This window comes from Micromonospora humida (genome assembly GCF_016901255.1).
Lineage (GTDB): Bacteria > Actinomycetota > Actinomycetes > Mycobacteriales > Micromonosporaceae > Micromonospora > Micromonospora wenchangensis.
The window spans coordinates 295,931-317,943 of sequence record NZ_JAFEUC010000009.1 but is presented as its reverse complement, the minus strand read 5'-3'; the positions used below and the strand labels follow the sequence as shown (position 1 = coordinate 317,943).

Here is a 22,013-nt window from a genome sequence, read left to right as displayed (position 1 = left end):
CACAGATGCTCAATCACCTGCCGATGACCCGCTGTCAACACATGCGCCCGCGCCATCCCCACTCCTTCGACCGATCCATACCGTGATCAACGATCACTTGCACAGACCGGTCGAACCCGCCCGGTTCACCTGACGCAAACCTCTTGATCAACTCGGTCGGGCGGTGGGGCGGGCGCGGACGTGCAGGCGCTCGCCCTGGGGGCCGAAGAGGCTGAGGATCTCGGCCGGCATGTCGAACGGGTTGCCGAACCAGTGCGGGGTGCGGGTGTCGAACTCGGCGACCTCACCGGCGTCGAGGGTGAGGTCGTGCCTGCCGAGCAGCAGCCGGATCCGGCCGGAGAGCACGTAGAGCCACTCGTACCCCTCGTGCACCTGCGGGGTCGGCTCCCCGGTCGGCAACTGCGGCGGATACGTCATCTTGTACGCCTGGACGCCACCCGGGCGGCGGGTCAGCGGCACGATGGTGACACCGTGCCGGACGACCGGACGGCGGTGGACCCGGGGATCCCCGATCATCGGCGTGCCGACCAGGTCGTCCAGCGGCACCCGGTGGAAGCGGGCCAGGGCGAGCAGGAGTTCCAGGGTGGGCCGCCGGCCGCCGGACTCCAGCCGGGACAGGGTGCTGACCGAGATCCCGGTCGCCGCGCCGAGCTGACTCAGCGTCACGCCGCGCTGCTGCCGTAACGCCCGCAGCCGCGGCCCGACGGTGGTGAGCACCTCCTCCTCGGTGGTGACGCCGGTGTCGCCCGGCACCGTCCACTGCCCCGGGCCGGGCCCCTGGCCCGCCACGGCCCGCCCGGGTTCGTCGCACGCCGGGGGTGGGCCGGCGCGTCGGGGTGCAGCCAGCTGGTCGCTGTGATCGTCGGTCACCGCACCAGTTTGCCATTCCAGCAACAAAATTTGGCAGTACGGTGAGCCGGGCGGACGATCCGGAGCACCGGCGGGACGGACCCGCCCGTAGGGAGGCAGTGGTCATGACGTACCCGGTGGTGCACGACGTGGTGGTGGTGGGCGGCGGCGCGGCCGGGCTCAGCGGCGCGCTCGCCCTGGGCCGGTTCCGCCGCGACGTGGTGGTGGTCGACGGCGGCGCCCCGCGCAACGCCCCGGCCGACCACGTGCACAACTTCCTGACCAACGAGGGTGTCCCACCCGCCACCCTGTACGCGACGGGCCGGGCCGAGGTGGCCCGGTACGGTGTGACCCTGCTCGACGCCACCGTCACCGCCGCCCACCCGCTCGACGGCCCACCCGGGACCACCGGCGCCAACCCGGCCGGCGGCGCGGGAGAGGACCCCCGCCCGGCCGGCAGCGTCGGACCGGCGCGGTTCGCGGTGACGCTGGCCGACGGTCGGGTGCTGCACGCCCGGCGGATGCTGGTCACCACCGGCCTGGTCGACGAGCTGCCCGACGTGCCGGGGCTGGCCGGGCGGTGGGGCCGCGACGTGCTGCACTGCCCGTACTGCCACGGGTGGGAAGTGCGCGACCAGGCCGTCGGGGTGCTCGCCACCGGCCCGATGGCCGCCCACCAGGCGCTGCTGTTCCGGCAGCTCACCGATGACCTGGTGGTCTTCACCCACACCGCCGGGCCGTTGCCGGCCGACGACGCGGAGCGGCTGGCCGCCCGGGGGGTCACCGTGGTCGACGGCGAGGTGGCGGAGCTGGAGGTCACCGCCGACCGGCTCACCGGCGTACGGCTGCGGTCCGGGCGGGTGGTACCCCGGGAGGCACTGGTGGTCGCGCCCCGGTTCGCCGCACGGGCCGCCTTCCTCGCCGGGCTCGGGTTGACTCCGGAGGATTTCGTCGTCGGCGGGCACGCCTTCGGTGACCGGGTCGCCGCCGACGCCTCCGGTGCGACCGGGGTGCCCGGGGTCTGGGTGGCCGGCAACGTCACGGATCCGCAGGCCACCGTCATCGCCGCCGCGGCGGCGGGGCTGAAGGCCGCCGCCGCCCTCAACGCCGACCTGATCGCCGAGGAAACCGACCGGGCCGTCGCCGCACGACGCACGGCCTCACCCGGGCAGACCGGTCCCGCGCCCGAGCGGACCGGGTCGGTGGACGATCAGGCCGGGGCCGGGCACGACCAGGCCGGGGCCGTGGTCGAGCAGGCCGGGACGGATGGCGGGCAGGCCGGGGCGGTGGACGAGGCGACCGCCCGGCACTGGGACGAGCTGTACCGGGGTCGGGAGCGGTACTGGAGCGGGCGGCCCAATCCGCACCTGGTGGACGTGGCCGGGACGCTGCCGCCGGGCACCGCGCTGGACCTGGGATGCGGCGAGGGCGGTGACGCGGTGTGGCTGGCCCGGCAGGGCTGGCGGGTGACGGCCGTCGACGTCTCCACCGCCGCCCTGCAGCGGTCGGCCGCCGCGGTGACCGCCGCCGGAGTGGCGGCCCTTGTCGACTTCCAGCGGCACGACCTGGCCCGGACCTTCCCGGCCGGGGAGTTCGACCTGGTCTCCGCGCAGTTCCTCCAGTCGCCGCTGGAGTTCCCCCGGACCGAGGTGCTGCGGGCGGCGGCGCGGGCGGTCGCACCGGGCGGCCGACTGCTGGTGGTCGAGCACGGGGCGGTGCCGCCGTGGGGCAACGCCGCGCACCACCGCACCCGGTTCCCCACCCCGCAGGAGACCCTGGCCGACCTCGACCTCGACCCGGACGGCTGGGACGTCGAACGGCTGGATGCCCCGCAGCGGCAGGCGACCGGCCCCGACGGCCAGACCGGCACCCTGATCGACCATCTGGTGTTGGCACGCCGCCGGTAGGTCGGCCCGATTTTCGTCCACTATGGATCGGCCGACCGGAGATCCGCATGGTTGAAGGAATCACCGGACGACCATCAAAGAAATCGAGAAGTATTGACGCCCCATTTCCCTTCACGTAGGTTAAGGAACGACAACAGGCCACGGGGGCCTCTGGGAGAACTGTTGAACGACGGCGCAGGCACGCCCTGCCGCCGCACATGCGGGTACCCGCAATTCTCAGCATTGACAGTCGACGTCTCGGTCGAAGGTCGCTCGCTGACCGGCCACGTGCCGCGTCGCGCCATGCCCCCCGCCACCACTTCACGGGAGGAACCATGCGACACATCGGGACCGCACTCGCGGGCCTCGCCCTCGTCGGCACCACCGTCCTCGCCGGCGCCCCGGCCCAGGCCGCGGCGCCCTCCGCGACGGACGCACTGGCCCTGAGCTGCCCCTCCACCGGCGCGCTCTGCCTCTACAAGGACGCCGGCTTCCTCAACATCCTGGACGTGCTCAACGGCAGCGCCAGCCTGGTCAACACCAACGCCGACAACGCGGTCACCTCGGTCCGCAACCGGGGCAACTGCGCCTACAAGCTCTACCGCAACGGCGACCGTTCCGACAGCCCCATCACCGTCGGCCCGCGCACCGAGATCTCCAACCTCGGGACGTTCTGGGGTCTACAGTGGAACGACTCGATCAGCTACGCGCAGATCTGGTGCTGACCCCGAGCCAATCGGAACGCCTTTCTCCGTAGCTTGAAATAGCGCGGAGAATGCGGCGCACAACCATTCACCGAGCCGTCACCGTCGGATGAATCGTCAATTCGGCGTACCCTCAGCCGTCCTCGACGCCGGGGCTCAGACCCCGGCGTCGAGGACGCGTTGCATCGCGGCCCGGGACCGCCGGGCGGTGCGCAGGTAGTCGTCGAGGAACTCCCCCGGGTCGTCCGCGCCGAGCAGCCGCACCACGCCGGCCAACTCCACCCCGTGCCGGGGAAGCTGGTCACCGGCGCGTCCCCGGACCAGCATCAACGCGTTGCGGACCTGCGCGGCGAGGGTCCACCCGGCGGTCATCGCGACGGCGTCCGCCGGGTCGACCAGCTTGGCGTCCCGGGCCGCCGCGAGCGCGTCGAGGGTACGCGTGCCGCGCAGTTGCGGGTACGCCCCGGCGTACCGGAGCTGGAGCAGCTGCACCGCCCACTCGACGTCGGCGAGGCCACCCCGGCCGAGCTTGGTGTGGGTGGCCGGGTCGGCGCCCCGGGGCAGCCGTTCGTTCTCCACCCGGGCCTTGATCCGCCGGATCTCGACCACCTGTTCCCGGGTCAACCCGTCGGCCGGGTAGCGGACCGGGTCGATCATCGTCTCGAACTCGGTGCCCAGGTCGGCGTCGCCGCAGACGAACCGGGCCCGCAGCAGGGCCTGCGCCTCCCACACCCGCGACCAGCGGGCGTAGTACTGGGCGTACGCGGCGAGGCTGCGCACCAGCGGCCCCTGCCGTCCCTCGGGGCGCAGGTCGGCGTCGACGCCGAGCGCCGGGTCGGGGGCGGGCGCACCGAGCAGCCGGCGCAGCTCCTCGGCGATCGCGTGCGCGGCGGCGCTGGCCGTGCTCTCCGCCGTCCCGGCCGGCGGGTCGTAGACGAAGAGCACGTCGGCGTCGGAGAGGTAGTTCGACTCGTACCCGCCGAGGCGGCCCAGACCGATCACCGCGAACCGCAGGCCGGGCAGCTCCGGCTGGGCGGCCCGGACGGCGCGCAGCGCGGCGGACAGGGTGGCGTCGGTGACGTACGACAGGCCGGTGCCGACCCGGGTGACGTCGGCCAGCGGGCCGGCCGGCGCTCCGCGCTCGGGTCGCGGGGCCAACCCGTCGGCCCGGCTGAGCACGTCGGCGCAGGCGATCCGGACGAGTTCCCGGCGGCGCAGCGCGCGTACCGCCCGGGTCGCCTCGACCGGGTCGGCGTGCCGGGCCGCGGCGGCGGCGAACCCGTCGCAGAGCACCTCCCGGGGCCGGGGGGTCAGCTCGTTCTCCTCGGCCAGCAGCCGCAGCGCCTCCGGTTCCCGGGCCAGCAGGTCGGCCGCGTACCGGGAGGAGGACAGCACCCGGGCCAGCCGGCGGGCCACCGGGCCGGAGTCGCGCAGCAGCCGCAGATACCACGGGGTACTGCCGAGCTTGTCGGAGACCTGGCGGTAGTTGAGCAGCCCCCGGTCCGGTTCGGGTGCGTCGGCGAACTCGCTGAGCAGCACCGGCAGCAGGGTGCGCTGGATCGCCGCCGTCCGGCTCACCCCGCCGGTGAGGGCCTGGAGGTGCCGCAGCGCCCCGGCCGGGTCGGCGAAGCCGAGCACCTCCAGCCGGTGCCGGGCTGCCTCCGGGGTGAGCCGCAGCCCGTCGGCGGGCACCCGGGCCACCGACTCCAGCAGCGGCCGGTAGAGCAGCTTGGCGTGCAGCCGGCGTACCTCGGTGGCGTGGGCGACCCAGTCGGCGCGGAAGCTCTCCACGGCGCTGCGGCCGGGGATGGCGGCGTAGCCGAGCGCGGCGGCCAGCCAGCGCAGCGCGGCCGGCTCGGTCGGCACGGTGTGGGTCCGCCGCAGCGCCTGGAGCTGGAGCCGGTGTTCGACACCGCGCAGGAAGCGGTATCCGCGCAGCAGCGCCTCACCGTCGGCCCGCCCGACGTAGCCGCCGGTCACCAGCGCGCGCAGCGCCGGCACGGTGCCCGGCACCCGCAGCGACTCGTCACCCCGGCCGTGCACCAGTTGCAGCAGTTGGACGGCGAACTCGATGTCCCGCAGCCCACCCGGACCCCGCTTGATCTCGCGCTCCAACTCCTTCGGCGGGACGTTGTCGATGATCCGGCGGCGCATGGCGCGTACGTCGGAGACCGCCTCGGGACGTTCGGACGCCCGCCAGACCAGCGGGGCGAGCGCGTCGATCCACTCGCCGGCCAACGCCAGGTCACCGGCGGCCGGGCGGGCCTTGAGCAGCGCCTGGAACTCCCAGGTGCGGGCCCACCGCTGGTAGTAGGCGAGGTGGCTGGCGAGGGTGCGCACCAGCGGCCCCCGGTTGCCCTCGGGGCGCAGCGCGGCGTCCACCGGCCAGGCGACCAGCCCGCAGACGTGGATCAGCCGGGCGGCGACGGTGGTCGCGGCGGGCAGGTCCTCGTCGGTGGCGGCCACGAAGATCACGTCGACGTCGGAGACGTAGTTCAGCTCGTCGCCGCCGCACTTGCCCATCGCCACCACGGCGAGCCGGGGCCGGGCCGTGCCCGCCGGCAGCTCACCCACCGCGATCTCGTACGCCGCCGCGAGGGTGGCGTCGGCCAGCGCGGACAGCGCCGACATCACCTGCTCCAGGCCGCGTCCGCCGGTCAGGTCGGCCGCCGCGATCCGCAGCAGCGCCAGCCGGTACGCCTGCCGCAGCACCGCCACCGGCGCGGTGGCGGCCGTCAGCCGCCCGGCGAGCGCCAGGTCGAGCCGCCCGTCGGCGGTGGGGGCCAGCCCGTCCGGGGCGGTGCCGAGCACCGTCCACTGACCGGGGTTGGCGACCAGGTGGTCGCCCAGGGCGGCGGACGCGCCGAGCACGGCGACCAGCCGGCGGCGCAGCCCCGGGTCGGCGGCGAGCGCGGCCAGCAGCTCCGACCCGGTCGCGTCGTCGGCGGTGCGGCGTTCGGTCTCCACCATCCGGTGCAGCTGGCGCAGCGCCAGATCCGGGTCGGCGGCCCGGGAGAGCGCGGCCAGCAGGTCGGCCGCCGACCTGTCGGTGGGTTCCTGCTCGTCGGCCTGCCACAGCCCGAGCCCGTCCGCGCCGAGCAGATCGGCGGCGCGGACCCCACCGTCACCCTCGGCGAACCCGTAGCGGGCCAGCCGTCCCCTGGTCGGTCTGCTCATCTCAGTGCCCGAGCAGGGGCAGGCTGCGGCGGGTGTCGTCGTCCAACTCGCCGAGGGCGAGGGCGGCGAACCGGACGGCGAACGGCTGCCACACCTCCTCGACGTCGGCCATCACCCGGTCGCAGGCGGCCACCACCAGGTCCTCGTCGTAGCCCAGCTCGGCGAGCAGTTCGGAGCCGTGCGCCCATTCGGCGATCATGGCGGTGTCGCACTCGATGTGGAACTGCAGGCCCCAGGCCCGGTCGCCGAGCCGGAACGCCTGGTGCGGGTAGCGGGTCGAGGCGGCCAGCAGGGTGGCGGCCCGGGGCAGCTCGGTGATCTCGTCGGTGTGCCACTGGAGCACGTCCGGGATCAGCGGCACGTACCGGAACAGCAGGTCACTCTCGGCGGCGTCGCGCCGGCCGACCACCCCCGGGCCAACCTCGGGGCCGGACGGGCTGCGCTCGACCAGGCCGGCGTGCGCAGTGGCGAGCAGTTGCGCGCCGAGGCAGACGCCGAGGGTCGGCACCCGGTGCCGCACGGCCTTGCGCAGCAACCCTTCGAGCTTCGGGAACCAGGGTGCGCCGGGGGTGCCGTCGGGGGCCGGGTAGGCGTGCTGGTCACCGCCGAGCACCACCAGCGCCACGTACCCGTCGAGGTCGTCGGGGAGCTCGTCACCGGCGTGCGGACGCAGCACCCGCAGCTCAAGGCCCCCCTCCACCAGCCACTCCCCCAGCCGTCGGGGGTCGTCGGTCGGGTCGTTCTCGATCACCAGTGCGGTTCCCACGCCGTCGAGGCTAGCGGGTGCGTCGACCGCCGCCGGGAACGCCTCGGTCCGCCCGGCGGGGCGGCTATGCTCGGCCGCTGTGACCGCCGACGACCCGTCCGTCCTGCGCCCACCCGTGCTGCGGGAGGGGGACACGGTGCTGCTGGTCTCGCCGTCCGGGCCGACCCGGCCGGAGCGGGTGGCCCGGGGCATCGAGCTGCTGACCGGCTGGGGGCTGCGCCCGCAGGTGGCGCCGAACGCGTACGCCAGGCGGGGTTACCTCGCCGGTGACGACGCGCTACGCGCCGCAGACCTGAACGCCGCCTTCGCCGACCCGCGGGTACGCGGGGTGATCTGCACCCGGGGCGGGTACGGCGCGCAGCGGGTGGTGGACCTGATCGACATGGCCGCCGTGCGGCGGGACCCGAAGGTGGTGGCCGGGTTCTCCGACATCACCGCCCTGCAGTTCGCGCTCTGGCGGGGTGCCCGGCTGGCCGGGGTGCACGGCCCGGGAGCGGCCTGGGTGGACGAGCGGACCCCGCTGCGCTCGGCGGAGTCGCTGCACACCGCGCTGATGACCACCGCGCCGGTCACCGTCGAGGCGGTGCCCGGGGAGGAGACGTACCCGGTCCGGGTCCCCGGCCGGGCGGTGGGTCGGCTGCTCGGCGGGAACCTCTGCCTGATCACCGCCACCCTCGGCACCCCGGACATGCCGGACCTGACCGGGGCGGTGCTGCTGGTCGAGGAGGTGCAGGAGCCGCCGTACAAGGTCGACCGGATGCTCACCCACCTGCGCCGCGCCGGGGTGCTCGACGGCCTGGCCGGGGTGGCGGTGGGCCAGTTCACCGACTGCGCGGACGGCTGGGCCACCACCGTCGTGGACGTGCTGACCGACCGGCTGGGCGACCTCGGCGTGCCGGTCCTCGGCGGCCTGCCGATCGGCCACGGCCCCGGCCAGCTCTCCGTCCCCGTGGGCACCAGCGCCACCCTCGACGCCACCGCCGGCACCCTCACCGTCGCCCCCGCCGTCCGGTAACCCGCCCCACCCGCCTGCTCCGGCCCGGCCCCGCCCTGCCCCGCCTCACCTCGCCTCGCCTCGCCTCGGTGATCAAGAGGTTTGCGTCAGCGGAAAGCGTCTTCCTGACCGAAACCTCTTGATCACCGGGCTCAGGGGGTGGAACTTTCAGCTGGCGGACAGGGTCGGGACGGGGGTTTTCCAGGTTCGGTGGTCACTGTCGGTGACGTCAACAGCACCACCGACCCATGGAGGACCGATGTCCCGCACGATGTCGAAGAAGCAGCTGCTGGTCGGCCTCGCCGCCGCCGGCGTGCTCGGGGTGGGGATCGCCGCTCCGACGGTGGCCTTCGCCGAGGAGTCGGCCACCCCGACCGCCGGCGTCAGCAGCGAGGCCGACCCGGGCACCGACCGGCAGCAGCAGCGCGCCGACCGGCAGAGCGAGTTCGCCGGGGCGCTCGCCAAGGAGCTGGGGGTGGACACCGACAAGGTGACCGCCGCCCTGGAGAAGGTGCGCGAGCAGCACAAGGACCGCGCCAAGGGTGACCGGCCGGAGCGTCCGTCGCCGCAGGACCGGCAGGAGAAGCTGGCGGAGCGGCTGGCCCAGGCGGTCAAGGACGGCAAGCTCACCCAGGAGCAGGCCGACGCGATCACCAAGGCCGTCGAGGCAGGGGTCTTCCCGGGCCCGGCCGGTCGCGGCCACCACGGCGGCCCGGAGGGTACGCCCGGCAGGTGACCCGCTGCGGCCCGCCCGACCCGGCGGGCCGACGGTCGACACGACAGAGCCGACGGTCGACACACCAGGGCCGACGTTGCGGTGTCCGACGCACTGGGACACCGCAACGTCGGCCCTCTGGTGTCAGGCGCTGCCGCCCGAGGAGAAGAGACCGAGGTGGGTGCCCACCGGGTCGCGTACCAGGGCGAGGGTCAGGCCGCTCGGCGTGGTCCGGGGCGGGGTCAGCACCGTGCCGCCCGCCGCCTCGGCCCGCCCGCACGTCTGCGCCACGTCGGCCACCTCGGCGTAGAGGATCGCGTAGCCGGGTGCGCCCTCGGCGAGAGCCCTAATGCCGCCGCCGATGCCGGTCGACTCCCCCGCCGTGGTCGTCCGGTAGGAACCGCCCTCGGCCGTGCCCTCCTCGGTGAAGGTCCAGCCGAACAACTCCGCGTAGAAGCTCTGCGCCTCGTCCGGCCGGTCGGTGCCGATCTCGAACCAGGTGACGGGTGTGCTGGTCACGCGTTGCCTCCTGTTCCCCCGCTGACCGGGCGGCCGGCGGGCTCGGCAGCCAGCCTCCCGGGTGTCCGCGACACCGTCCTGTCGGTGTTTACCGCCCGGTCCACCCGGCCACGTCGCACCGATCCGTCCGGGCAGCCCCCCACCGATCCGGCCGGACAGCCCCGCACCGATCCGTCCGGACAGCCCCGCACCGACCGGCCTGGGAAGCCCACGCGCCGGCCGACCTGGGCGGCCGGCATGCCGGGTCAGACCAGGGTCAGCCGGCGTACCCGCTCGGCCGGGACGTCCAGGTCGGCCGGGGAGAACTCCCGGGTCACCCGCTCCGGCAACGCCTCGACCCCGACGATCCGGTCGGTACGGAAGCAGCGCAGCCCGGCGCGCAGCCGGCACCAGGCGAGCAGGTACCAGTGCCGGTCGTTGCCGAGGTAGCCCAACGGCTCGACCTCGCGCGAGGAGGGCACGTCGCAGCGGTCGGCGTACCGCAGGCGCAGCACCCGGCGGGCGGCGACCGCGTCGGCGACGACGGCCGGGACGGACGTGGCCGGCCCGGTGCCGACCAGCAGCACCCGCCCGGCGAGCAGGCGCGCGTCGGCGGCGTCGGCGGCCGGCAGCACCGCGAGCAGCTTGCGAAGCGCCGTGCCACCGGCCACGGCGAACGGGGTGCCGGCGAGCCGGTGCAGGGCCACCGCCATCGCCACCGCCTCGGTGGCGGTCAGGTTGACGGGCGGCAGGGTGTGCGAGCGGTCGACCACGTAACCGCCGGTGCGGCCGGGCTCGGCCCAGATCGGCACGCCGGAACCCTGCAGGGCGGCGATGTCGCGTTCGACGGTGCGGATGCTCACCTCGAACCGGTCGGCCAGCCAGCGGGCGCTGCGCGGCCGGGGCGACACCGCCCGCAGCTCCTCCACCAGGGCATAGAGACGATCCGTCCGGTTCACCCCCGCACGCTACGACGGGGGTACGACGCACCGCCCCCGTCCACCCCGGCGGGGCGGACGGGGGCAGGTGGTCACCTCAGGTAGGGACCATCGGTGCCGATCCTGCCGGGGGCCGGGTTGCCGGGCAGGTCCAGCACGTACACCCGCAGGTTGCCCCGGCCGCTGACCGCAGCGGTGAGGGTGCCGTTCGTGACGGCCCGGACGTCCCCGGTCACCGCGTCCCGGTACGTCCCGTTCGGCACCCCGGTGAAGGTGGCCGTGCCCGAGACGGTGACCAGGGCGAAGCTGTCCACCCCGCCCTCGGTGAACCGGCGCTTGTAGGCCATCTGGTTGCCGCTGACCCCCTCGGTCGAGTACTGGCCCTTCTGCAGGGCCGGGATGGCCCGCCGGATGCGGTTGAGCCGCTGTACGTGCTTGACAAGCGGCGCGCTGAGCGTGGTCGCCACCGCCCCACTGGCGCTGCCGACCACCCCGAAGTCGGTGGCAGTGACGCTGCCGGCGAGGTGGTCGCCGTAGTACGCCCGACCGGTGGTCGCCAACGGGCAGGTCGGCCCGCAGTCGATCTTCGCACCCTTCTGGAACTCGATCTCGGAGCCGTAGTAGAGCGTCGGGATGCCGCGGAAGGTCCACATCAGGCTCATGTTCTCGGCCCAGGCGTCGGTGCCCCCGGCGTAGCGGGCGTTCGACTTGTTCGGCCCGTAGTCGTGGCTGTCGACGTAGACGACGTTGTAGGTGGCGTCGTTGTAGCTGTCGTCGGAGTCCCGGCCGTTGCCGAAGGCGTTGCCGGCGTCGCCGAAGTTCATGTGCATCCGCATGTCGATGACGTTCATGCCGGAGAACTTCGAGTGGTCCGGCGCGTGGTAGGTGTTGCCCCGCAGGAACGCGTTGTCGCTGGTCGGCTGCCCGCCGGTGCCGATCAGCTGCTCGTAGTCGTACTGCTCGATGGCGGCCTTCACGTCGTCCGGGCTGTACTCCCTGCGCTCCTTCCAGGTGAAGAACTGCGCGGAGTGGTTGACCGAACCCCGGTTCCACTTGTCGTTGACGAACGCGGCCACCTCGCCGAAGACGTAGAAGTCCCGGCCCTTCGCGCCGTGCCGGGCGACGGCGTGCTGCTGGATCGCCGGCAGGAAGCGCCGGTTCCAGGTGACCCGGGGGATGTGCACGGCGGTGTCGATCCGGAAGCCGTCCACCCCCATGTCGATGTACCTGTTGTACGCGTCGATCAGGTACTGCTGGACGGTGGCGTTCTCGGTGTTGAAGTCGGCCAGGTCCTCGTGCAGCCAGCAGCTCCGGGCGTCCTCGCCCTCCCAGTTGCCGATCCAGCACTGGTGGTAGAGGTCGGCGGGGAAGAGCCTGCCGGTCGGCACCGGCCACTGGCAGTGGTAGACGGTGTAGCCCTCCTGGCTGTACGCGCCGTTGGGGGTGCCCCAGTTGAGGCAGCGGTTGGCGGTGGGGGCGGTGCCCGACCAGACGTCGCCGTTGTAGGGGCGGCCCTTGGCCTTGGCGTTCTGCGCGGCGGTCAGGGTCGGGTCGTTGCCGTCGTGTTCGACCATCGGGTCGTACTCCCGGCCGGCCTGCGGTTGGTCGTAGTACCACTTCCACTGCTCGTCGCGGACGCCGTAGACGGTGGGGACGAAGAGCCCCTTCGCGCCCCAGCGGGAGCTGTGGTTGTAGACCACATCCTGGAAGATCTTCATGCCCTTGGCGTGGGCGGCGTTGATGAGTTGCTGGTAGCTGGCCCCGGGGCTCTCCAACCGGGGGTCCACCCGGTAGAAGTCCCAGCCGTGGTAGCCGTGGAAGTCGTAGTCGGAGCGGTTGAGCACCACCGGGGTGATCCAGATGGCCGAGAAGCCCAGCCCCTTGATGTAGTCCAGCTTGTCGACCAGGCCCTTGAAGTCCCCCCGGAACATCGGGTCGTCGTTCGCCGCGTTGCCGGACCTGACGTGCTGGCTGCCGCCCCGGTTGTTGGTGGCGTCGCCGTCGGCGAAGCGGGCGGTCATCACGAAGTAGATGCTGTCCTCGCGCGGGTCACCGCCGAGCGGCGAACCGCCCACCGGCGGGGTGGCCCCGGTGGTCGCGGTGGCGGGCGCACTCGCCGCCGACCGGTTGCCGGCCGCGTCGAGGGCCCGCACCGTCCAGCTGTACGCGGTGCCCGCGGCGAGGTCGTACGCCACGTACCGGGTCGCCGTGGTGGTGACGGTGGTGGTCCCACCGGTGCCGCCGGTACGGGTCAGTTCGTACCCGGTGACTGCCCGGTCGTCGGTGGCGGCCGTCCAGGACAGCGTGACGGACAACCCGTCGGCGGTGGCGGCGAGCCCGGCGGGGGTGGCCGGGGGTGTGGTGTCCGGGGTGGCGGGCAGGCACGGGTCGGCGGCGTCCGGGGTGACCACCCCGCCGCGTACGGTGCTGCGCCCGGCGCGCAGGGTGTAGTCGGCCCCGTTGTTGTTGTCCCAGGTGCCGGCGTTGTTGTTGAACGCGGCGGTGAGTTCGGTGGCGGTGCCGAGGTCGACGGTGCGGCGCGCCCAGCCGGCGCAGGCGGCCTGCATCGCCACCCCCGGCGCGACGGTCCAGCTGCCGCCGGTCGGCCGGTAGTGCAGGTTCGCGCCGGACCATCCCCGGCTGGCGAGGTGGTACCAGACCTCGGCGGTGGCACCGCCCGGGGCGGCGGTCGGGGTCGGGGTGGCGGTCGGGGTGGGCGTCGGGGTGGTGGTGCACGGGTCGCCGACGCCAGTCCGGCCCCCGGCGACGGTGACCGCGCCGGTGCCGAGCCGGTAGTTGCCGCCGTTGTTGTTGTCCCAGGTGCCGGCGTTGTTGTTGAAGACCACCTGGAGGCCGGTGGCGGCGCCCAGGTCGATGGTCCGGCGTCGCCAGCCGGCGCAGGCGGCCTCCATGGCGACGCCGGGCACGGCGGTCCAACTGCCGCCGTCGACGCCGTAGTGGATGTTGACCGACGTGCCCCAGGCCGCCTGGGGTTGGTAGTAGACGGTGACGGTGTTGGCCGCTGCCGCCGCGGTGAGCGGCAACAGGCTCGCGGCCACGCCGACGACGAGCGCGAGTGCGCCGGCCCGTCGGCGGTGGGTGGTGGTAGTGGTCCGCCTCATGATGGCTCTCCTGACACCCGCACCCGACCGACGGGTGCAAGCTACTGAAGGCGTTGCAAGAAGTTGCGAACGCGGTGCCAGGAAGTTAGCAGCTTCGATACGCCGAAACCAGAGGTTCATCCCGGTGAAGTATGGAGGAGGTTTCGCGACCCGCCCGCAATAGCTTTCACCAACGGAAATTTCTTCCCGTCCCGTCGGCCGGTGGAGGCGGGGCACGTCACCGGGCATCCGGTGGACCGGCGGGACCGGGCGCAGACGACGCCAGGCCCGTGGTCTGGACCGTCCCCGCAGGGACAGCTCAGACCACGGGCCTGGCTCAGGTGGTACGGGCCGCGCGGGCAGCCGGGGTCAGGCGATGCAGGCGCAGACGATCAGGGCCGCGCCGAAGTGGGTGGCGGCGCTGACCCGGGCCGCCGGGTGCGGCTGGTCGGAGCAGATGACCTCGCCGAGCTTGCCCGGGGTGAGCATGTCCAGCACACCGAAGGCGAGCGCCATGACGGCCAGCCCGATCAGGCCGAAGACCACCGTCGAGGCGAGCCCCTTGGCGAAGTCGTCGTAGCTGGTGACGATGGCGGTGAAGACGATGCCGGCGACACCGAGCTGGTTGGCGGCCAGCAGCAGCCCGGCGTTGGCGTTGCGCTGCACCCAGATCAGCTCGCGCAGCTTGCCGGGGGTGAGCACGTCGACCAGCACGAAGCCGGCCGCCATCAGCGCCACCCCGACGACACCGAACACGACGCTCTGCCATGCTCCGGTGAGCAGATCTTCCAGCACCGACGGCCTCCCGACCTCCTGCGCCCGGCGGAGGTGCCGGCACGGTGATCGAGACGATAGCGGCACCACGCAACCCCCGACACCCCCCGCAGCGGCGGATACGCGGGCCGTCGGTGCGGCCGGGCCCGCCGCCGGCCCGGGTGCGGACGACCCGGCCCGGCGGCGGTACGCGCTACAGCGACAGGTAACGCTGCCGCTCGTACGGGGTGACCTCGCGGCGGTACTGCTCCCACTCGGCCCGCTTGTTACGCAGGAAGAAGTCGAAGACGTGCTCGCCGAGCACCTCGGCGACCAGTTCGGAGCCGGCCATCACGTCGATCGCCTCGGACAGGTTCTCCGGCAGCGCCTCGTAGCCCATCGCCCGCCGTTCGGCGCTGCTCAGCGACCACACGTCGTCTTCCGCGCCCGGCGGCAGCTCGTAGCCCTCCTCGATGCCCTTGAGGCCGGCGCCGAGCATGACGGCGAACGCCAGGTAGGGGTTGGTCGCCGAGTCCAGCGACCGGACCTCCACCCGGGCCGAGTTCGGCTTGCCGTACGCCGGCACCCGGACCAGCGCGGACCGGTTCAGGTGCCCCCAGCAGACGTACGCCGGGCTCTCGGTGATCCGGTCCGGCAACGCCTGCGGGAACAGCCGCTTGTACGAGTTGACCCACTGGTTGGTGACGGCGGTGTACTCCCGGGCGTGCATCAGCAGGCCGGCGATGAACGACTTCGCCACCTTCGACAGCTTCATCGGGTCGCCGGAGTCGTGGAACGCGTTGCGCTCCCCCTCGAACAGCGACAGGTGGGTGTGCATGCCGCTGCCCGGCTGGTCGGTGAACGGCTTCGGCATGAAGCTGGCCTGCACGCCGGTGGAGAGCGCCACCTCCTTGACCACGTGCCGGAAGGTCATGATGTTGTCGGCGGTGGTCAGCGCGTCGGCGTACCGCAGGTCGATCTCCTGCTGGCCGGGGGCGACCTCGTGGTGGCTGAACTCCACCGAGATGCCGATCCGCTCCAGGGCCAGCACGGCCTGGCGGCGGAAGTCCCGCGCCACGGCGTGCGTGGTGTGCTCGAAGTAGCCGCCGGTGTCCACGGCGGTGGGCACCGAGCCGTCCTGCGGGCCGTTCTCCAGCAGGAAGAACTCGATCTCCGGGTGGGTGTAGAAGGTGAAGCCCTTCTCGGCCGCCTTGGACAGCATCCGGCGCAGCACGTGCCGCGGGTCGGCCCAGGACGGGCCGCCGTCGGGCAGCAGGATGTCGCAGAACATCCGGGCGCTCTCGCCGCTGACCCCGCCCTCGAACGGGAACACCTGGAAGGTCGTCGGGTCCGGCATGGCGACCATGTCGGACTCGAAGACCCGGGCGAAGCCCTCGATGGCCGAGCCGTCGAACCCGATGCCCTCCTCGAAGGCCGCCTCCAGCTCCGCCGGGGCCACTGAGACGCTCTTGAGCGTGCCCAGCACATCGGTGAACCACAGCCGGACGAACCGGATGTCCCGCTCTTCCAGCGTACGGAGGACGAACTCCTGCTGACGGTCCACTTCCCCAACCCCTCGCCACGTACGTCCGGCACCGGTCGGCCGGTCCGTCCTGACCGCCCAGTCTTCACCGGCCTGGTTAAGCAGACGTTACGCGACCTGCCGTCGCTCGTCCTGCGGTGTCCCGACGGCCGGATCGACGGGCGGCCCCGCCACCAGCGGCGGGCCGGGCGGGCGCGGCGAAAGGGTGGCCGGCGTCTCGTCGCAGCCGCCGGGTCGACCGGCTGCGGCTGGGGCAAGATGAGGGCATGCCCACCCTGCGTCTGGCCCTGTGCCAGGTCAACCCGACCGTCGGCGACACGGCCGGCAACGCCGAGCTGATCCGCGCCTGGACCCGGCGGGCCGCCGACGCCGGTGCCCAGCTGGTCGCCTTCCCGGAGATGGTGCTCACCGGTTACCCGGTCGAGGACCTGGTCTTCCGTCGTTCCTTCGTCGCCGCCTCGCAGGCCGCGCTGCGGCAGCTCGCCGCCGACCTGGCCGCCGACGGCCTCGGCGACCTGCCGGTCGTGGTCGGCTACCTGGACGCCGACGGGCCGCCGCAGGTCAGCGGGGACGCCCAGCCGGGCCGGGGGGCCCGCAACGCCGCCGCGCTGCTGCACCGGGGCGGGGTGGTGGCCCACTACTTCAAGCACCACCTGCCCAACTACGGCGTCTTCGACGAGGACCGCTACTTCGTGCCCGGCGACACCCTGACCGTGGTCCGGGTGGGCGGGGTGGACGTCGCGCTGACCATCTGCGAGGACCTCTGGCAGGCCGGCGGCCCGTTCGCGGTGGCCCGGCAGGCCGGCGTCGGTCTGGTGGTCAACATCAACGGCTCGCCGTACGAGCTGAACAAGGACGACGTCCGGCTGCCGCTGGTGCGTCGCCGGGCCGCCGAGGCCGGTGCGCCTATCGCGTACGTCAACATGGTCGGCGGCCAGGACGAACTGGTCTTCGAGGGCGACTCGATGATCGTCACCCCCGACGGCGACCTGCTCACCCGCGCGCCGCAGTTCGTCGAGCACCTGCTGGTGCACGACGTGGACCTGGCCGGGGCGGGCCCGCACGCCGCCGACACCGAGGATCTCGCCGACGGGATGCGGGTGGTCCGCCGTACCGTCGAGGTGGTGCCGGCGGCCCCGACCGGGCCGGCGGCCGACGGCGGCACGCTGGCGCCGGTGGCCGACGAGGCCGAGGTGTGGCAGGCGCTGGTGCTGGGCCTGCGCGACTACGTCAACAAGAACCGGTTCCCCTCGGTGGTGCTGGGCCTGTCCGGCGGCATCGACTCGGCGGTGGTGGCCGCGCTCGCCGTCGACGCGCTCGGACCCCGGCGGGTGGTCGGTGTCTCGCTGCCCAGCCAGCACTCCTCGGAGCACTCCCGGGCCGACGCGGAGGACCTCGCCAAGCGCACCGGCCTGGACTACCGGGTCGAGCCGATCCAGCCGATGGTGGACACCTTCCTGGCGAACATCTCGCTGTCGGGGGTGGCGGTGGAGAACCTCCAGGCCCGGGTGCGCGGGGTGATCCTGATGGCACTGTCGAACCAGGAGGGCCACCTGGTCCTCACCACCGGCAACAAGAGCGAGCTGGCGGTCGGCTACTCGACCCTCTACGGCGACTCGGTCGGCGGGTTCAACCCGGTCAAGGACGTCTGGAAGACGCTGATCTGGCGGCTGGCGAAGTGGCGCAACGCCGACGCGGCCCGCCGTTACGAGACCCCGCCGATCCCGGAGAACTCCATCGGCAAGCCCCCGTCGGCCGAGCTGAGCCCCGGCCAGCTCGACAGCGACAGCCTGCCCGACTACGACGTGCTGGACCCGATCCTGATCGGTTACGTGGACGGTGACCTGGGCCGGGCCGGCCTGATCGAGTCCGGCCACGACCCGGCGGTGGTCGACAAGGTGCTGCGGCTGGTGGACACCGCCGAGTACAAGCGTCGGCAGTCCGCGCCGGGCACGAAGATCTCGATGAAGGCGTTCGGCCGCGACCGTCGGCTGCCGATCACCAACCGCTGGCGCGAGGACGGCTGATCATCCGGGCCGGCCGACCCCGGTCGGTCGGCGCCGCCCCGGCGGAGTGAAATCCTGCACTGTTCCCTGCCGTCGACCGGTCGTGCGGTGCGACGATCGCGGCAGAACCCGGGGACCGCGACAGCGGCCTCGAGGAAAGGAGACAGTCATGGTGGAGTCCACCCCGACCGAGGTGACCGCCCTGTACGGCGGGCCGGCCACCCGCCGGGTCCGCACCCGCGACCTGATCGCCGCCAAGGAACGCGGCGACCGGTGGGCCATGCTCACCTCGTACGACCAGTACACCGCCGGGATCTTCGACCAGGCGGGGATCCCCGCGCTGCTGGTCGGCGACTCGGCGGCGAACAACGTGTTCGGCTACGAGACCACCCTGCCGGTGACGGTCGACGAGTTGCTGCCGCTGGTGCGCGCCGTGGTCCGGGCGACCCGGCACACCCTGGTCGTCGGCGACCTGCCGTTCGGCTCGTACGAGGAGGGGCCGACGCAGGCGTTGCGTACGGCGGTGCGGTTCATGAAGGAGGGCGGCTGCCACGCGGTGAAGCTGGAGGGCGGCCGGCGCTGCGCCGACCAGATCGCGGCGATCACCGGGGCGGGCATCCCGGTGATGGCGCACATCGGTTTCACCCCACAGAGCGAGCACACCCTGGGCGGCTACCGGGTGCAGGGGCGCGGCGACACCGCCGACGAGGTGCTCGCCGACGCGCGGGCGGTGGCCGAAGCGGGCGCGTTCGCGGTGGTGCTGGAGATGGTGCCGGGCGAGGTCGCCAAGCGGGTCACCGCCGAACTGGCGATCCCCACCGTCGGCATCGGCGCCGGCCCCGACACCGACGCCCAGGTGCTGGTCTGGCAGGACATGGCCGGGCTGCGTACCGGGAAGGCCCCCCGGTTCGTCAAGCGCTACGCCGACCTGGCCGGGGCGCTGACCGAGGCGACCCGCCGGTTCGCCGACGAGGTACGTGGCGGCGACTTCCCCGCCACCGAGCACACCTTCTGATTACGGACGGTGGGGCGGTGCCCCCGCCCCACCGTCGCGGAACGAGCCACCGCAGGCCGGGGGTCCCCTGGTGCGGCGGGAGCGGCTAGGGTTCCGCCCGTGGATCATGTTCGCTTGTCAACAGTCGTCCTGACCTGTGTCTCCGTGCTGGCCCTCGCGGCGTGCAGCGAGGCGGAACCGTCGCCCACGGCCGCGCCGTCGACGTCCGCCAGCGCGTCGGCCACCACTGCCGCCCCGTCGGCCACCACCGACCCGGCCACCACCGACCCGAGCACCGGCGGCCCGACCGCCGCCGCCGACCCGGCGGCCGACAAGAAGCTCTGCACGGCGGCCAAGAAGATCGCCGACACGACGAAGGCCGACGTGATGAAGGCCGCGACGTCCGGTGGCGACCCCACGCCGACGATCCGCAAGGCCTACACGGAGATGGCGCAGGAGTTGGCGAAGGCCACCGCCGGTGCCCCCGCCAGCGAGGCGGTCACCGCGCTGGCCGCGTTCGGGGTCGCGTCCGGCCGGGTGGCGACGGCGGCGAACCTGGACACCGCCGCCGACGCCCCCGAGTTCCAGAAGACCAGCGCGATGGCGAACTCCGCCTGCAAGAAGGCCGGCGTCGACACCAACTTCTGAGTACCGCCCCACCCGCCGCGATCTTGGAGGGCACCGGCCCCCGGGGGCACTTTCCCTTCAAGATCGCGGCAGGAGGCGGGGTTCGGTCTCAGAGGTCGGTGACCCGGACCCCGGCGTGGGCCTTGTAGCGCTTGTTGATGGCGATCAGGTTGGCGGTGAACGCCTCGATCTGGTGGGCGTTGCGCAGCCGGCCGGCGTAGATGCCGCGCATGCCGGGGATCCGGGCGGCCAACGCGCCGACGATGTCGACCAGTTCCCGTTCCTCGGTGCAGATCAACACGTCGAGGTCGATCCGGTCGATCTCCGGGTCGGCCAGCAGCGGCGCGCTGACGTGGTTGAACGCCGCGCAGACCCGGGAGTCGGGCAGCAGGGCCGCCGCCTGCTGCACCGCGCTGCCCTCGGCGACCGGCAGCGCGTACGGGCCCTGCTTGTCGAAGCCGAGCGGATTCACGCAGTCCACGACGATCTTGCCGGCCAGTGGCCCGGCCAGCGCGCCGACGGTGGCCGCGTGCCCGTCCCACGGCACCGCGACGACCACCACGTCGCTGCGGCGGGCCACCTCGTCGTTGTCCGCGCCGGTCACGTCGACCCCGGCGGGCAGCCGGGGCAGCGCGGCGATCTCGGCCGCCGCCTCGGCCGCCCGGTCGGCGGAGCGGGACCCGATCAGCACCCGCTGGCCGGCGCGGGCGAACCGGTAGGCCAGCCCCCGTCCCTGGTCGCCGGTGCCGCCGATGATGCCGACGGTCAGCCCGGACACGTCGGGGAGGGTGCTCGCGTCGTATGCCATGGCGTCATCCTCGCAAACCGCCACGCCACCAGCAGCGCAAGGCACTGTGACACTGACCGCCCGCCGCGCCACCCCGGCGGGGGGACCGGACCGTCCGGCAGAGCCAGGCCGCGACCGGACCCGCCGGGCAGGGCCGGGCCGCCGGGTCCGGGTTCAGGCCCGCTCGAAGAGCACCTTGCGGCCGACCGGGTCGGCGGTGACCAGGCGTACGGTGACCCGCTCACCCCGCGGCAGCTCACCGGTGCAGCGGGCCCGTACCGGCGGATCGTCCAACGCCACCGTCCCGCCGGGAACCCGGCCGGGCTTCGCGGGGCCGTTCGGGGGCGCGTCGGTGTCCAGCACCGCCGCCGAGAACGTCTCCCCCACCCGGTGCTCCAGCAGCACCGCCTCCGCCAGGTCGATCGCGCCCCGGGTGGCCGCCCCCGCCGTCCGGTCGGTCGAGGCCATCACCTCCGGCAGCCGGGGCAGCGCCGACCGGGCCCAGTCCGGCACCTCGCGGCCCTCGTGCAGGGCCAGGCACACCTGGGTGGCGTACCGGTCGGCCAACCGGCGCAGCGGGGCGGTGACATGGGCGTACGCGGCGGCCACCCCGCCGTGTTCCGGCTGCTCCGGCAGCTCACCGTCGAACGCCGTGTACGCCGCGCCGCGCATCAGCTCGGCCGCCTGGTCGACGAAGGCGGCGGCCCGGGGCTGGGAGGCGTCCAACCCGGCCAGCACCTCGCCGACCCGTACCCCGTCGGGCCAGTGCACGCCCAACGGGGCCGCCGCCGCGCGCAACCGGGCCACCGCCTCCGGTTTCGGGGCCGGCATGGTGCGCAGCAGCCCGATCCGGCCGGCCAGCATGATGTCCGCCGCCGCCATCCCGGTGAGCAGGGAGATCTGGGCGTTGTGGTCCTCCATCGGGCCGGGACCGCGCAGCACCAGCCGCCACCCGTCCCCGTCGGGCTCGACGTCCTGCTCGGGCAGGGGCAGGTTGACCGCGCCCCGGCGCAGGCCACGGGCGGTGAGCAGGGCACCGATCTCGGGTAGCAACGCGATCGGGTCGGGCAGCCGGCCGGCGTCGGCGGCCACCTGCACGCCCGGGTAGTCCAGCTTGGCGCGGCTGCGTACCAGGGCGCGTTCCAGTCCGACGGCGACGGTGGCCCCGTCGGCGTCGAGGTCGATGGTCCACAGCACGGCCGCCCGGTCGACGTCGGGCAGCAGACTGGCGGCACCCTCGCTGAGGGTGTGCGGGTGCAACGGCACGTTGCCGTCGGGCAGGTAGACGGTCTGCCCACGCCGCCAGGTCTCCTCCTCCAGCGGCCCACCGGGGCGTACGTGGGTGGCGACGTCGGCGATGGCGTACCGCACCCGGTAGCCGCCGGGTCGACGGCTGAGGTGCATCGCCTGGTCCAGGTCGCGGGAGGTGGCGGGGTCGACCGTGACGAACGGGACGTCGGTACGGTCGGCCACGGCGGGCGGTGGGGCGTCGGCCGCCTCGTCCGCCTCGCGCTGCGCCGCGGCCGGGAAGCCGTCAGGCAGTCCCAGCTCACGGCGCAGCGCGCCGAAGTCGATGCGGGGCGCGAGCACACGTCGGATGACCACGGGTCAATCCTGGCAGCGTGCCGCGTGATCCGCTCGCCGGCGATCGGGCCGCAGGCCCCGTACGGTCAGC

The 22,013-nt window shown here is 73.5% G+C and carries 17 protein-coding genes; 7 read left to right on the top strand and 10 right to left on the bottom strand.

Annotation, left to right across the window (positions count from 1 at the left end; genetic code table 11):
• Positions 1-147 precede the first annotated feature (147 nt).
• Positions 148-753 (bottom strand): helix-turn-helix domain-containing protein, encoded by a 606-nt coding sequence (locus tag JQX11_RS20090; protein ID WP_204926505.1) that lies wholly within the window; start codon positions 751-753, stop codon positions 148-150.
• A gap of 221 nt (positions 754-974) precedes the next feature.
• On the opposite strand from JQX11_RS20090, the gene JQX11_RS20085 reads away from it, so the two are divergent.
• Positions 975-2,756, top strand: a complete 1,782-nt coding sequence (locus JQX11_RS20085) for a methyltransferase domain-containing protein (protein ID WP_204926466.1) — start codon at positions 975-977, stop codon at positions 2,754-2,756.
• A 314-nt stretch (positions 2,757-3,070) separates the two neighbouring features.
• Positions 3,071-3,460 carry a peptidase inhibitor family I36 protein gene (locus JQX11_RS20080; RefSeq protein WP_204926465.1) on the top strand — a complete coding sequence of 130 codons (390 nt, stop codon included), beginning with the start codon at positions 3,071-3,073 and terminating at the stop codon, positions 3,458-3,460.
• A 135-nt stretch (positions 3,461-3,595) separates the two neighbouring features.
• Here the strand turns inward: JQX11_RS20080 and JQX11_RS20075 are convergent, their stop codons facing one another.
• Positions 3,596-6,616: a bifunctional [glutamine synthetase] adenylyltransferase/[glutamine synthetase]-adenylyl-L-tyrosine phosphorylase gene (locus JQX11_RS20075; protein ID WP_204926464.1), complete on the bottom strand. Its 3,021-nt coding sequence runs from the start codon at positions 6,614-6,616 to the stop codon at positions 3,596-3,598.
• Position 6,617: 1 nt separating this feature from the next.
• A complete protein-coding gene (locus tag JQX11_RS20070; protein ID WP_204926463.1) occupies positions 6,618-7,382 on the bottom strand; it encodes a type 1 glutamine amidotransferase in 765 nt (254 codons plus the stop codon).
• 79 nt (positions 7,383-7,461) lie between these two features.
• On the opposite strand from JQX11_RS20070, the gene JQX11_RS20065 reads away from it, so the two are divergent.
• Together JQX11_RS20065 and JQX11_RS20060 are read left to right on the top strand one after the other, a co-directional pair.
• Positions 7,462-8,397 (top strand): S66 peptidase family protein, encoded by a 936-nt coding sequence (locus JQX11_RS20065; protein ID WP_204926462.1) that lies wholly within the window; start codon positions 7,462-7,464, stop codon positions 8,395-8,397.
• A 238-nt stretch (positions 8,398-8,635) separates the two neighbouring features.
• Positions 8,636-9,112, top strand: a complete 477-nt coding sequence (locus JQX11_RS20060) for a hypothetical protein (RefSeq protein ID WP_204926461.1) — start codon at positions 8,636-8,638, stop codon at positions 9,110-9,112.
• Between the two features lie 123 nt (positions 9,113-9,235).
• Here JQX11_RS20060 and JQX11_RS33120 read toward each other — a convergent pair whose 3' ends face one another.
• The 5 genes from JQX11_RS33120 to glnA form a co-directional block, all read right to left on the bottom strand.
• Positions 9,236-9,610: a VOC family protein gene (locus JQX11_RS33120; RefSeq protein ID WP_204926460.1), complete on the bottom strand. Its 375-nt coding sequence runs from the start codon at positions 9,608-9,610 to the stop codon at positions 9,236-9,238.
• A gap of 245 nt (positions 9,611-9,855) precedes the next feature.
• Positions 9,856-10,548, bottom strand: coding sequence for a helix-turn-helix transcriptional regulator (locus tag JQX11_RS20050; RefSeq protein ID WP_204926459.1), 693 nt, complete (start codon positions 10,546-10,548; stop codon positions 9,856-9,858).
• Between the two features lie 71 nt (positions 10,549-10,619).
• Positions 10,620-13,649, bottom strand: a complete 3,030-nt coding sequence (locus JQX11_RS20045; RefSeq protein WP_204926458.1) for a carbohydrate binding domain-containing protein — start codon at positions 13,647-13,649, stop codon at positions 10,620-10,622.
• 348 nt (positions 13,650-13,997) lie between these two features.
• Complete coding sequence (locus tag JQX11_RS20040; protein WP_204926457.1) at positions 13,998-14,423, bottom strand: DUF350 domain-containing protein; 426 nt, start codon at positions 14,421-14,423, stop codon at positions 13,998-14,000.
• A gap of 172 nt (positions 14,424-14,595) precedes the next feature.
• A complete protein-coding gene (gene glnA / locus JQX11_RS20035) occupies positions 14,596-15,945 on the bottom strand; it encodes a type I glutamate--ammonia ligase (RefSeq protein ID WP_088644813.1) in 1,350 nt (449 codons plus the stop codon).
• A 245-nt stretch (positions 15,946-16,190) separates the two neighbouring features.
• Here glnA and JQX11_RS20030 point away from each other — a divergent pair, with 245 nt between their 5' ends.
• The 3 genes from JQX11_RS20030 (at position 16,191) to JQX11_RS20020 (ending at position 19,572) form a co-directional block, all read left to right on the top strand.
• A complete protein-coding gene (locus tag JQX11_RS20030) occupies positions 16,191-17,951 on the top strand; it encodes an NAD+ synthase (RefSeq protein ID WP_204926456.1) in 1,761 nt (586 codons plus the stop codon).
• A 148-nt stretch (positions 17,952-18,099) separates the two neighbouring features.
• Complete coding sequence (gene panB / locus JQX11_RS20025; RefSeq protein ID WP_204926455.1) at positions 18,100-18,945, top strand: 3-methyl-2-oxobutanoate hydroxymethyltransferase; 846 nt, start codon at positions 18,100-18,102, stop codon at positions 18,943-18,945.
• A 114-nt stretch (positions 18,946-19,059) separates the two neighbouring features.
• Positions 19,060-19,572: a hypothetical protein gene (locus JQX11_RS20020; RefSeq protein ID WP_204926454.1), complete on the top strand. Its 513-nt coding sequence runs from the start codon at positions 19,060-19,062 to the stop codon at positions 19,570-19,572.
• A gap of 88 nt (positions 19,573-19,660) precedes the next feature.
• Here the strand turns inward: JQX11_RS20020 and npdG are convergent, their stop codons facing one another.
• Entirely contained in the window at positions 19,661-20,359 is a 699-nt protein-coding gene (npdG, locus tag JQX11_RS20015) for an NADPH-dependent F420 reductase (RefSeq protein WP_204926453.1), read from the bottom strand.
• Between the two features lie 153 nt (positions 20,360-20,512).
• A complete protein-coding gene (locus JQX11_RS20010) occupies positions 20,513-21,943 on the bottom strand; it encodes an RNB domain-containing ribonuclease (RefSeq protein ID WP_204926452.1) in 1,431 nt (476 codons plus the stop codon).
• Between the last annotated feature and the right edge of the window lie 70 nt (positions 21,944-22,013).

What these genes read in the sequence shown, in the direction of transcription:
- JQX11_RS20045 (WP_204926458.1), bottom strand. Translation starts at nt 13,649, where the DNA reads ATGAGGCGGACCACTACCACCACCCACCGCCGACGGGCCGGCGCACTC.
- JQX11_RS20080 (WP_204926465.1), top strand. Translation starts at nt 3,071, where the DNA reads ATGCGACACATCGGGACCGCACTCGCGGGCCTCGCCCTCGTCGGCACC.
- JQX11_RS20030 (WP_204926456.1), top strand. Translation starts at nt 16,191, where the DNA reads ATGCCCACCCTGCGTCTGGCCCTGTGCCAGGTCAACCCGACCGTCGGC.
- panB (WP_204926455.1), top strand. Translation starts at nt 18,100, where the DNA reads ATGGTGGAGTCCACCCCGACCGAGGTGACCGCCCTGTACGGCGGGCCG.
- npdG (WP_204926453.1), bottom strand. Translation starts at nt 20,359, where the DNA reads ATGGCATACGACGCGAGCACCCTCCCCGACGTGTCCGGGCTGACCGTC.
- JQX11_RS20075 (WP_204926464.1), bottom strand. Translation starts at nt 6,616, where the DNA reads ATGAGCAGACCGACCAGGGGACGGCTGGCCCGCTACGGGTTCGCCGAG.
- JQX11_RS20085 (WP_204926466.1), top strand. Translation starts at nt 975, where the DNA reads ATGACGTACCCGGTGGTGCACGACGTGGTGGTGGTGGGCGGCGGCGCG.
- JQX11_RS20060 (WP_204926461.1), top strand. Translation starts at nt 8,636, where the DNA reads ATGTCCCGCACGATGTCGAAGAAGCAGCTGCTGGTCGGCCTCGCCGCC.